The sequence below is a fragment of the Tenacibaculum sp. Bg11-29 genome (assembly GCF_002836595.1).
GTDB lineage: Bacteria > Bacteroidota > Bacteroidia > Flavobacteriales > Flavobacteriaceae > Polaribacter.
This window is the reverse complement of record NZ_PJBB01000003.1, coordinates 4,252,501-4,265,499: the sequence shown is the minus strand read 5'-3', so window position 1 is coordinate 4,265,499 and position 12,999 is coordinate 4,252,501. Positions and strand designations below refer to the sequence as shown.

General features: G+C 37.0%; 5 protein-coding genes, 2 tRNA genes and 4 rRNA genes (1 of these 11 only partly in view). All 11 read left to right on the top strand.

Annotated elements, in window-relative coordinates; all coding sequences use genetic code 11:
• Positions 1 to 340: 340 nt before the first annotated feature.
• Positions 341 to 1,588 carry a competence/damage-inducible protein A gene (locus CXF68_RS19180; protein WP_101046817.1) on the top strand — a complete coding sequence of 416 codons (1,248 nt, stop codon included), beginning with the start codon at positions 341 to 343 and terminating at the stop codon, positions 1,586 to 1,588.
• A gap of 260 nt (positions 1,589 to 1,848) precedes the next feature.
• The gene (gene rpmB, locus CXF68_RS19175; RefSeq protein ID WP_101047601.1) at positions 1,849 to 2,088 is read left to right on the top strand and encodes a 50S ribosomal protein L28; all 240 of its coding nucleotides are present in this window, start codon (positions 1,849 to 1,851) and stop codon (positions 2,086 to 2,088) included.
• Between the two features lie 27 nt (positions 2,089 to 2,115).
• A complete protein-coding gene (gene rpmG, locus CXF68_RS19170; RefSeq protein ID WP_101046815.1) occupies positions 2,116 to 2,298 on the top strand; it encodes a 50S ribosomal protein L33 in 183 nt (60 codons plus the stop codon).
• Positions 2,299 to 2,306: 8 nt separating this feature from the next.
• The gene (locus CXF68_RS19165; protein ID WP_064966084.1) at positions 2,307 to 2,459 is read left to right on the top strand and encodes a DUF4295 domain-containing protein; all 153 of its coding nucleotides are present in this window, start codon (positions 2,307 to 2,309) and stop codon (positions 2,457 to 2,459) included.
• A 235-nt stretch (positions 2,460 to 2,694) separates the two neighbouring features.
• On the top strand, positions 2,695 to 3,648 hold the full coding sequence (ftsY, locus tag CXF68_RS19160; protein ID WP_101046813.1) for a signal recognition particle-docking protein FtsY: 954 nt from the start codon (positions 2,695 to 2,697) through the stop codon (positions 3,646 to 3,648).
• A gap of 1,054 nt (positions 3,649 to 4,702) precedes the next feature.
• Positions 4,703 to 6,220, top strand: a 16S ribosomal RNA gene (locus CXF68_RS19155).
• Between the two features lie 80 nt (positions 6,221 to 6,300).
• Positions 6,301 to 6,374: transfer RNA gene (locus tag CXF68_RS19150), tRNA-Ile, on the top strand.
• Positions 6,375 to 6,460: 86 nt separating this feature from the next.
• A tRNA-Ala gene (locus CXF68_RS19145) sits at positions 6,461 to 6,534 on the top strand.
• A gap of 221 nt (positions 6,535 to 6,755) precedes the next feature.
• Positions 6,756 to 9,639 (top strand): 23S ribosomal RNA (locus CXF68_RS19140).
• Positions 9,640 to 9,739: 100 nt separating this feature from the next.
• Positions 9,740 to 9,848, top strand: a 5S ribosomal RNA gene (rrf, locus tag CXF68_RS19135).
• Positions 9,849 to 11,743: 1,895 nt separating this feature from the next.
• Positions 11,744 to 12,999: ribosomal RNA gene (locus tag CXF68_RS19130) — 16S ribosomal RNA — on the top strand (it continues 262 nt past the right edge of the window).
• The 16S, 23S and 5S rRNA genes sit together here with 2 tRNA genes alongside, the layout of an rRNA operon.

Here is a 12,999-nt window from a genome sequence, read left to right as displayed (position 1 = left end):
TTTTAGACGGTTAAGTCTTATTAATAAGTTTGATTTCTTGGGCTATTATAGCTTTTTAGATATCGTTTTGCTGCAATTAATTATTGATAGTAGCTACTCAATCGAATACTTTAATTAATTGATAATCAAAGATAATTAAAGGTGATTAAAGTTAGTTTTTAAAAGGTTAAGGTTGCGTTAAGTGTTGGTAAACAGGTGGTAATAAGTTTGTGTTAAGGTATTCGTTTAAATGATTTTTTAAAAAAAATAAGTTATCTTTTTTTGTTAAACTGATGACTATTCTTGTGTGAAAAGTAATAGAAATGGTTATATATTTGTATGGTAAATAAAAACATTTTTTTTGAACGCAGAAATAATTACAATTGGAGATGAAATTCTCATAGGTCAAATTGTGGATACAAATTCACAGTGGATTGGTCAAGAATTAAATAAAATAGGAGTTTCTGTGTATCAAATATCATCTATTCAAGATGAAAAACAGCATATTTTAAACGCTTTAAAAGAAGCAGAAAATAGAGTTGATATTGTAATTCTAACTGGTGGACTTGGTCCAACTAAAGATGATATTACAAAAAAAACGATCGCAGAGTATTTCAACGATAATGAGTTTGTTGAGTATCCAGAAGTAATTGAACGTATTAAAAACTTATTTAAAAAGATTGGTCATCCGTTTAACGAAATTCAAAGATATCAAGCGCAATTGCCATCAAAAGCAAGGTTGTTAACGAATCAGTTTGGAACCGCTCCAGGAATGTGGTTTTACGAAAATGGTACTGTCTTCGTTTCATTACCAGGTGTACCTTATGAAATGAAAGGTTTGATGAGTAATGAAGTTTTACCTAGAATTCAAGAGGAATTTAAGCTGCCATTTATCCTTCATAAAACAATTATGACAGTAGGTGTTGGCGAAACTATTATTGCTGAAAGAATAGAAGAATGGGAAAATAGTTTACCTGAATATATAAAATTAGCATATTTACCATCGTTTGGTAAAGTTCGATTGCGAATTTCAGCAAAAGGAAACAATAAAGATCTTTTAGAAAAGGAAGTTGCTAAGAGAATTGTAGATCTAAATACATTAATTTCTGATGTTATTGTTGGCTACGATGACGACGCTTCTATAGAGAAGAGTGTAGGAGATTTATTAAAGAAATATAATAAAACACTAAGTGTAGCAGAAAGTTTAACGGGAGGTAAAATAGCTTCAGAGTTAGTGTCAATACCAGGATCTTCGGCTTATTTTAAAGGAGGTTTTATTGCATACACGGCTGAGTTAAAAAAGCAGTTACTTGGGGTGTCAAAACAGGTGATTGAGGAGTTTACGGTTGTAAGTAAAGAAGTTGCAAAAGAAATGGCAATTGGCTGCATAAAAAAGTTAAAAACAGACTACGCAATTGGGGTTACAGGAAATGCAGGACCAACTACCGATCATAATGATAAGAGTGTAGGATTAGTTTATATTGCCATTGCTAAAGAGAATAGTGTTGAGGTACATGAGTTTAATTTTGGGCAACCGAGAGAAAAAGTAATAAATAGAACGGTAACAAAAGCTTTAGAATTGTTGAGTGAAAACATCTTGAAAATATAATTAAGAGCTGTTTTTTAGGTTAGTGAGGTTCGTAATAAGCTATCTGCTAATAAGTTTTTAAATATTTACTGATATGAAGTATTTTTATTAATATAATTTTGTAAATTTGCCGACTGTTACGATTTCAGTAGGTTAGATGCTTAGCCTCAGTTAGAATATATCAAAAATAATAAGAATTTAAACGATAATTTTTTGCGCAATCAATATAAATGCGTAAATTTGCACCTCGTTTAGAAATAATACTAAAAACTGTCAAGAAGATGTCTAGAGTTTGTGAACTTACAGGAAAAAAAGCAATGGTTGGGAACAATGTTTCTCACGCATTAAATAGAACTAAAAGAAAATTTAACGCTAATTTAATGACTAAGCGTTTTTATATTCCAGAAGAAGATAAATGGGTTACTTTAAAAGTATCTGCTTCTGCATTAAAAAATATTAATAAAAAAGGGATCTCTGCTGTTATAAAAGAAGCTAGAGTAAACGGTTTCTTAACTAAATAATTCCTTACTAGATAAAACTTTAGAGAGATGGCAAAAAAAGGAAACAGAGTTCAAGTTATATTAGAATGTACTGAGCACAAAGCAACTGGTCAACCAGGAACTTCACGTTATATTACCACAAAAAACAAAAAGAACACTCCTGATAGAATGGAATTAAAGAAATTTAATTCTATCTTAAAGAAGATGACAGTACATAAAGAAATTAAATAATTTAGGACATGGCAAAGAAATCAGTAGCATCGTTACAAACAGGCGCAAAAAGGTTAACTAAAGCTATCAAAATGGTGAAATCTCCAAAATCAGGAGCTTACACATTTGTTGAAGCAATTATGGATCCTGCACAAGTAAAAGATTTTATCGCGAAAAATTAATACTTGTTTACAATATAAAAAAAAGCTATTTTCATTAGAAAGTAGCTTTTTTTTGTCTTAAAAAACTGTATTTTTGAATATTACCCTTAATTTAGGTTTATAAAAATCAGTTTGTAAAAAGTTGATACAAGATTTTATTAGGTAAATTTAAGAGTGACTGTATTAATGACAATTTGACCATATAATAAGTTTGGTATAGTTTTTACACTATATAAAATGATTGTAAAATTTAACTATGAGTTTTTTTAAGAAAATCTTCTCTAAAGAGAAAAAAGAAACATTAGACAAAGGATTAGAAAAAACGAAGTCAAGTTTTTTCTCGAAACTATCTAAAGCCGTTGCAGGAAAAACAAAGGTAGATGATGATGTTTTAGACAACCTAGAAGAAATATTAGTTTCTTCTGATGTTGGAGTAGACACAACATTAAAAATTATTGAAAGAATTGAAGTAAGAGTTGCCAAAGATAAATATGTTGGTACTGAAGAATTAAATCAAATCTTAAGAGAAGAAATAGCAGGCTTGCTTTCTGAAACAAATACAGAAAATGACACTGAGTTTACAATTCCAGAAAATAAGAAGCCTTATGTAATAATGGTTGTTGGAGTAAATGGAGTTGGTAAAACAACAACAATTGGCAAGTTAGCTTCTCAATTTAAGAAAAAAGGATTAAAAGTTGTTCTAGGAGCAGCAGATACATTTAGAGCAGCAGCAATTGATCAATTACAAGTTTGGGCAGATAGGACAGAAGTACCTATAGTTCGTCAAGAAATGGGGTCAGATCCTGCATCGGTAGCTTTTGATACCGTTAAATCAGGAGTAACGCAAGATGCAGATGTTATTATTATCGATACAGCAGGACGTTTGCATAATAAGGTTAATTTAATGAATGAATTAACAAAGATTAAGCGAGTAATGCAAAAAGTAATACCAGATGCACCGCATGATGTATTATTAGTTCTAGATGGTTCTACTGGTCAAAATGCTTTTGAACAAGCAAAACAATTTACGAAAGCTACAGAAGTAACATCATTAGCGGTAACTAAATTAGATGGGACAGCAAAAGGTGGAGTTGTAATTGGTATTTCAGATCAATTTCAAATCCCTGTAAAATATATTGGTGTAGGAGAGGGAATAGACGATTTACAAGTTTTTAATAAATTCGAATTTGTAGATAGTTTCTTTAAATAGCTTAAAAAACATTTATAAACATAAAAAACTCCTTACAGGAGTTTTTTATGTTTATAAATGTTTTTTACTTCCAAGATTACAGAAGTAAATATTTTAACTGCTTACTTTTAAAGCTCTTGCTTTAGTTTAAAATAATTTATTGAAGATATTTACATTTATTCTTAAATAATTTTGTGTTTTTTAATAAAGAGAGTGTTTATAAACGTATTTATATTTTTAAGTGTGTGTTATTTTTAGCAGAAGTTGCTTTAGAGGTTCTATTTATAAAAAAAATATAAAGAATATTGGTAAAGTATATATAGGAGTGTAAAATAAATAAGAAGAAAAAGAAGTGAGATACTTTTTAAAAAGAATTAATTTCATTCGATGTCATTTTTTAATATTGAGCTTTCATTACTCGTTTTTCAGTTTTACCAAAACAAAAAGAGCTAAAGCGACTGGTTGAATACTACAAGCAGAGCTAAAAGCAAAAAAAGATGCATTCTAAAAGCTTGAAAAACAAGACTAAATAAAATACTTGAAAAAAAGGTAAAATAAAGTATTGTCATGTTAGAAAAGGAATCTATATTTGCACCCGCTAAGGGTAAAACGCAAGTTTGAGATTGGTAAAAGTTCATTAAAATAGTTGTTATTATATCTTCAATAAAAGGTTAAAAATAAGTTAAATATAATTTGTTTAAATCGAAAGAAAGAAAGTATATTTGCAGTCCGTTTTAAAGACGATAGTTCATTAAAATATAGCAAAAACAAATTAAAAAAAACTTCAAAAATAGTTTTGTCAGTTTTAAAATAGTTTGTAGATTTGCAACCGCTTTAAGAAAGCGAAAAAATTAAGAAAATTTGGAAATGATTTATTAATAAAAATCAGTTAGTTCGATTCTAACGTTTCTACAAAAGTCTGAGAGGGCAATCAAGTTGAAAATACTTGAAGTGTCAACTCGACACGTTCATTGAAAATATTGAAATTGACAGCGTAAACAAAGAGTAGAATAACCATAACTTTTAATTAAGTTAAATTCTTTTGAAACTTATTCATTAATATTATTTAAAATATACAATGAAGAGTTTGATCCTGGCTCAGGATGAACGCTAGCGGCAGGCTTAACACATGCAAGTCGAGGGGTAACATTGTGCTTGCACAGATGACGACCGGCGAACGGGTGCGTAACGCGTATAGAATCTGCCTTGTACAGGAGGATAGCCTTTAGAAATGAAGATTAACACTCCATAATGTTAATGAGTGGCATCACTTATTAATTAAACATTTATGGGTACAAGATGACTATGCGTCCTATTAGCTAGATGGTAAGGTAACGGCTTACCATGGCAACGATAGGTAGGGGGTCTGAGAGGATTATCCCCCACACTGGTACTGAGACACGGACCAGACTCCTACGGGAGGCAGCAGTGAGGAATATTGGTCAATGGAGGCAACTCTGAACCAGCTATGCCGCGTGCAGGAAGACTGCCCTATGGGTTGTAAACTGCTTTTATACAGGAAGAAACCGATCTACGTGTAGATCCTTGACGGTACTGTAAGAATAAGGACCGGCTAACTCCGTGCCAGCAGCCGCGGTAATACGGAGGGTCCAAGCGTTATCCGGAATCATTGGGTTTAAAGGGTCCGCAGGCGGTCAATTAAGTCAGAGGTGAAAGCCCATCGCTCAACGATGGAACTGCCTTTGATACTGGTTGACTTGAGTTATACGGAAGTAGATAGAATAAGTAGTGTAGCGGTGAAATGCATAGATATTACTTAGAATACCGATTGCGAAGGCAGTCTACTACGTATATACTGACGCTCATGGACGAAAGCGTGGGGAGCGAACAGGATTAGATACCCTGGTAGTCCACGCCGTAAACGATGGATACTAGTTGTTGGGTTTCGACTCAGTGACTAAGCGAAAGTGATAAGTATCCCACCTGGGGAGTACGGTCGCAAGACTGAAACTCAAAGGAATTGACGGGGGCCCGCACAAGCGGTGGAGCATGTGGTTTAATTCGATGATACGCGAGGAACCTTACCAGGGCTTAAATGTGGTCTGACAGCTTTAGAGATAGAGTTTTCTTCGGACAGATCACAAGGTGCTGCATGGTTGTCGTCAGCTCGTGCCGTGAGGTGTCAGGTTAAGTCCTATAACGAGCGCAACCCCTATTGTTAGTTGCTAACAGGTAATGCTGAGGACTCTAGCGAGACTGCCGGTGCAAACCGTGAGGAAGGTGGGGATGACGTCAAATCATCACGGCCCTTACGTCCTGGGCTACACACGTGCTACAATGGTATGGACAATGAGCAGCCACTGGGCGACCAGGAGCGAATCTATAAACCATATCACAGTTCGGATCGGAGTCTGCAACTCGACTCCGTGAAGCTGGAATCGCTAGTAATCGGATATCAGCCATGATCCGGTGAATACGTTCCCGGGCCTTGTACACACCGCCCGTCAAGCCATGGAAGCTGGGAGTGCCTGAAGTTCGTTACCGCAAGGAGCGACCTAGGGTAAAACTGGTAACTAGGGCTAAGTCGTAACAAGGTAGCCGTACCGGAAGGTGCGGCTGGAACACCTCCTTTCTAGAGAAAGATGGTGAGTTACAAAAGGAAATTTTACTCTTTGCTGTTAATTTTAAAAAACACTAATAACAAGCTATTATAGTCTCATAGCTCAGCTGGTTAGAGCGCTACACTGATAATGTAGAGGTCGGCAGTTCGAGTCTGCCTGAGACTACAAAAAGGCAAGTTATTAGAAAGGAAATTCTAGAAATTAGAGGATTCGACATTCAAATCTCTGAATAGTATTCTAGGATTTATAATGGGGGATTAGCTCAGTTGGCTAGAGCGCTTGCCTTGCACGCAAGAGGTCATCGGTTCGACTCCGATATTCTCCACTAGGTAATGCCTAGGGATAAGTAAAATTATTCCAAGAGTATTGCAGAATTAAAGTTGATAAAATACTTATCAATTTCGATTCGCCATGTTCATTGACATATTGGTAAAATGATATCGTAAAGAAATCAAGATAGAGAGTTAATTGAAAGATTAACAACAATATTTTTATAATAAATTATAAAGAGCTCGTTCTAAACATTTATGTTTAGAGCAAAAAGTACAATAAGCTAAATAAGGGCGTATGGCGGATGCCTAGGCTTTCAGAGGCGATGAAGGACGCGATAAGCTGCGATAAGTAACGGGGAGAAGCACATATTTTATGATCCGTTAATTTCCGAATGGGGCAACCCAGCATGTTGAAGACATGTTACCTAGCAATAGGGGCAAACCCGGTGAACTGAAACATCTAAGTAACCGGAGGAAGAGAAAACAATAGTGATTCCGTTAGTAGTGGCGAGCGAACGCGGATTAGCCCAAACCAATACTGTTACGGCAGTATTGGGGTTGTAGGGCTGCGACATTAGAATCTAAGTGAACTAGAATTGTCTGGAAAGACAAACCAAAGATAGTGATAGTCTAGTATAGGTAAGCGAAGATAATATAGCAGTACCCTGAGTAGTGCGGGACACGAGTAATCCTGTATGAATCCACCGGGACCATCCGGTAAGGCTAAATACTCCTGAAAGACCGATAGTGAACTAGTACCGTGAGGGAAAGGTGAAAAGAACCCTAAGTAAGGGAGTGAAATAGAACCTGAAACCGTACGCCTACAAGCGGTCGGAGCACATTTACTGTGTGACGGCGTGCCTTTTGCATAATGAGCCTACGAGTTACTGTTACTAGCAAGGTTAAGGATTTAAGGTCCGGAGCCGTAGCGAAAGCGAGTCTGAATAGGGCGACCATAGTTAGTAGTAGTAGACGCGAAACCGAGTGATCTACCCATGGGCAGGTTGAAGCTGTAGTAACATACAGTGGAGGACCGAACCAGTTGACGTTGAAAAGTCTTTGGATGACCTGTGGGTAGGGGTGAAAGGCCAATCAAACTCGGAAATAGCTCGTACTCCCCGAAATGCATTTAGGTGCAGCGTTGAGCGAAAGTTTTATAGAGGTAGAGCTACTGATTGGATGCGGGGGCTTCACCGCCTACCAATTCCTGACAAACTCCGAATGCTATAAAATGTTACTCAGCAGTGAGGGCATGGGTGCTAAGGTCCATGTCCGAGAGGGAAAGAACCCAGACCATCAGCTAAGGTCCCCAAATATATGTTAAGTTGAACTAACGAGGTGAAACTGCTTAGACAGCTAGGATGTTGGCTTGGAAGCAGCCATTCATTTAAAGAGTGCGTAACAGCTCACTAGTCGAGCGGTTTTGCATGGATAATAATCGGGCATAAACATATTACCGAAGCTATGGATTTAGTTATTAAATTAATTAAGTGGTAGGGGAGCATTCTATTTGCGCCGAAGGTGTACTGTAAGGTATGCTGGAGCGGATAGAAAAGAAAATGTAGGCATAAGTAACGATAAAGGGGGCGAGAAACCCCCTCACCGAAAGACTAAGGTTTCCTCAGCGATGCTAATCAGCTGAGGGTTAGTCGGGTCCTAAGGCGAATCCGAAGGGAGTAGTCGATGGATAACAGGTTAATATTCCTGTACTTCTTATAATTGCGATGGGGTGACGGAGTAATGAAAGCACCGCGAACTGACGGAATAGTTCGTTGAAACATGTAGCTATTGGAACTGTAGGTAAATCCGCAGATCTAGGTGAAATGTGATAGTACAACAAATCTTCGGATGCGTTGATAGTGTGCCTAAAGGCTTCCAAGAAAAACCTCTAAGCTTCAGATTATAAGAACCCGTACCGTAAACCGACACAGGTAGTTGGGATGAGAATTCTAAGGTGCTCGAGTGATTCATGGCTAAGGAACTAGGCAAAATCGACCCGTAACTTCGGGAGAAGGGTCGCCCATCTTCGGATGGGCCGCAGTGAAAAGGTCCAGGCGACTGTTTATCAAAAACACAGGGCTTTGCTAAATTGAAAGATGATGTATAAGGCCTGACACCTGCCCGGTGCTGGAAGGTTAAGTGGAGTTGTTAGCTTCGGCGAGGCAATGAAATGAAGCCCCAGTAAACGGCGGCCGTAACTATAACGGTCCTAAGGTAGCGAAATTCCTTGTCGGGTAAGTTCCGACCTGCACGAATGGTGCAACGATCTGGACACTGTCTCAGCCATGAGCTCGGTGAAATTGTAGTATCGGTGAAGATGCCGATTACCCGCAGCGGGACGAAAAGACCCCGTGAACCTTTACTATAGCTTCGTATTGGTTTTGGATAAGTAATGTGTAGGATAGGTGGGAGACTATGAAGCGGCGTCGCTAGGCGTTGTGGAGTTGTCCTTGAAATACCACCCTTTGCTTATCTAGAATCTAACTCAGCAATGAGAACAGTGCGTGGTGGGTAGTTTGACTGGGGTGGTCGCCTCCAAAAGAGTAACGGAGGCTTCTAAAGGTTCCCTCAGCACGTTTGGTAACCGTGCGTAGAGTGCAATGGCATAAGGGAGCTTGACTGAGAGACATACAGGTCGATCAGGTACGAAAGTAGAGCATAGTGATCCGGTGGTTCCGCATGGAAGGGCCATCGCTCAAAGGATAAAAGGTACTCCGGGGATAACAGGCTGATCTCCCCCAAGAGCTCACATCGACGGGGGGGTTTGGCACCTCGATGTCGGCTCGTCACATCCTGGGGCTGGAGAAGGTCCCAAGGGTTGGGCTGTTCGCCCATTAAAGTGGCACGCGAGCTGGGTTCAGAACGTCGTGAGACAGTTCGGTCTCTATCTGCTGTGGGCGTTAGAAATTTGAGTGGATTTGACTTTAGTACGAGAGGACCGAGTTGAACTAACCTCTGGTGTATCTGTTGTTCCGCCAGGAGCATTGCAGAGTAGCTACGTTGGGAAGGGATAAGCGCTGAAAGCATATAAGCGCGAAACCCACCACAAGATGAGATTTCTTTAAAGGGTCGTGGAAGATTACCACGTTGATAGGATACAGGTGTAAAGGCAGTAATGTCATAGCCGAGTATTACTAATAACCCATAGGCTTATGTATAGTTCCCGACCTTCGGGTCGGGACGCAAACTCTTTTGATAATTTACGATATGATTTTACTAATATGTTAACTTATACAGTTGTAATATACTGAAACAATTTAAGGTGATTATCGCAATGGGGCTCACCTCTTTCCATCCCGAACAGAGAAGTTAAGCCCATTTGCGCCGATGGTACTGCCAATGGTGGGAGAGTAGGTCGTTGCCTTTCTTTTAAACCTCAATCTAGTTATAGATTGAGGTTTTTTTTTGCCCTAAACTCAAATGAAAACAATGAATATCTAAGTATGAAGCTTTATATAGAATGATCTTTATTTAAATAGTGATAAATAATTTTATTAGAAAAAAGATAGTTATGTCGTAGAAGATTATTAGATATAATTTAGGAATATGACTTCTATATTGGCTAGAGCAACAAAATTAATAAGATTATTTTTCTGTGACCATTTATATTTAAGTGTAAAAATATAGTGATGACTATAAATACTCATTTTTTTAGTATTTATAATTTTTTAGAACTTTAATGTAAGTAGCAACAATATAGTCTCTCTATTTAGTAAAGTTATTTTTTAACAAGTTTAAAAAGTACCACTTTAATATTATCAAACTAGTAAAGCATAATGATACAATGTAATAATTATGCCTTTTGTCTATCTTTAAAAAGCGTGAGGTATATCGCACACTAAGAATAAGTATCTTTTATAGTATAAAGGAGAAAAATAATTAACACATACATACTCTCTTTCTAAATATTTGAAGTTTTTTGCACGTGGTAGTAAAATAGGGCTAAAATAAATTTCGAAAAATGTTTTCTTGTAATCAGAATTACAAAATTAATAAGAGTGATCTTCTGTATGTATAAGAAAATTTTATAGGAAAAGGAGAATGTTGTTCAAATAAGAGTTTATTATAATAGGAGAGATCTGCTGTTTTCAAAATCAAAATATTTAAATATAAAAAAGGCTAAGTAGATTTACTAGAAGAATTAATGTAAAGAAGATTTATTATTAACTATATAGAACAGAAAAGTCATTAGTTAGAATCTACAAATTAAGATTATAAAGGTGATACCTCAGTTATAAAAACTTGAAATATGACTTTCAAATAAACAATTATACAGAAAACTTACTTTTATACTTCATAGAATTATATAATATAGATTTTGAAATATGGAAGAGGACTAAATTTTATTATAGAATTATAAAAAAACTATAAAAAGGAAGAATAAAGGTTAAAATACTAGAATAATAGTTTCCTAATCGATTACTAAAATAATAAGATTCTATAATTACATATTAAAAAGTAGATAAGAAACAGTATAATTGGTCTTTTGTTAGAAAGAAAACAGGCATAATAAAAGAAAATGATAGACTGATAAAAGGAGTAAATCAGAGTAAAAAAAGAATCAATAGAAATATAGGTTAAGATATACTGAGATCATCTAGAACTAAAGTACCCATTTTAATAGTGAAATTAATAAGTTAAGAATTATTTTTTGTTATATATCATTGGTAAAACTAATATAATTTTGTAGTTAAGAGATTGATAAATAGGCTAAGAGTAAGAAACAATAAAAAAAGGCAAAATAAAGTATTGTCATGTTAGAAAAGGAATCTATATTTGCACCCGCTAAGGGTAAAACGCAAGTTTGAGATTGGTAAAAGTTCATTAAAATAGTTGTTATTATATCTTCAATAAAAGGTTAAAAATAAGTTAAATATAATTTGTTTAAATCGAAAGAAAGAAAGTATATTTGCAGTCCGTTTTAAAGACGATAGTTCATTAAAATACAGCAAAAACAAATTAAAAAAAACTTCAAAAATAGTTTTGTCAGTTTTAAAATAGTTTGTAGATTTGCAACCGCTTTAAGAAAGCGAAAAAATCAAGAAAATTTGGAAATGATTTATTAATAAAAATCAGTTAGTTCGATTCTAACGTTTCTACAAAAGTCTGAGAGGGCAATCAAGTTGAAAACACTTGAAGTGTCAACTCGACACGTTCATTGAAAATATTGAAATTGACAGCGTAAACAAAGAGTAGAATAACCATAACTTTTAATTAAGTTAAATTCTTTTGAAACTTATTCATTAATATTATTTAAAATATACAATGAAGAGTTTGATCCTGGCTCAGGATGAACGCTAGCGGCAGGCTTAACACATGCAAGTCGAGGGGTAACATTGTGCTTGCACAGATGACGACCGGCGAACGGGTGCGTAACGCGTATAGAATCTGCCTTGTACAGGAGGATAGCCTTTAGAAATGAAGATTAACACTCCATAATGTTAATGAGTGGCATCACTTATTAATTAAACATTTATGGGTACAAGATGACTATGCGTCCTATTAGCTAGATGGTAAGGTAACGGCTTACCATGGCAACGATAGGTAGGGGGTCTGAGAGGATTATCCCCCACACTGGTACTGAGACACGGACCAGACTCCTACGGGAGGCAGCAGTGAGGAATATTGGTCAATGGAGGCAACTCTGAACCAGCTATGCCGCGTGCAGGAAGACTGCCCTATGGGTTGTAAACTGCTTTTATACAGGAAGAAACCGATCTACGTGTAGATCCTTGACGGTACTGTAAGAATAAGGACCGGCTAACTCCGTGCCAGCAGCCGCGGTAATACGGAGGGTCCAAGCGTTATCCGGAATCATTGGGTTTAAAGGGTCCGCAGGCGGTCAATTAAGTCAGAGGTGAAAGCCCATCGCTCAACGATGGAACTGCCTTTGATACTGGTTGACTTGAGTTATACGGAAGTAGATAGAATAAGTAGTGTAGCGGTGAAATGCATAGATATTACTTAGAATACCGATTGCGAAGGCAGTCTACTACGTATATACTGACGCTCATGGACGAAAGCGTGGGGAGCGAACAGGATTAGATACCCTGGTAGTCCACGCCGTAAACGATGGATACTAGTTGTTGGGTTTCGACTCAGTGACTAAGCGAAAGTGATAAGTATCCCACCTGGGGAGTACGGTCGCAAGACTGAAACTCAAAGGAATTGACGGGGGCCCGCACAAGCGGTGGAGCATGTGGTTTAATTCGATGATACGCGAGGAACCTTACCAGGGCTTAAATGTGGTCTGACAGCTTTAGAGATAGAGTTTTCTTCGGACAGATCACAAGGTGCTGCATGGTTGTCGTCAGCTCGTGCCGTGAGGTGTCAGGTTAAGTCCTATAACGAGCGCAACCCCTATTGTTAGTTGCTAACAGGTAATGCTGAGGACTCTAGCGAGACTGCCGGTGCAAACCGTGAGGAAGGTGGGGATGACGTCAAATCATCACGGCCCTTACGTCCTGGGCTACACACGTGCTACAATGGTATGGACAATGAGCAGCCACTGGGCGACC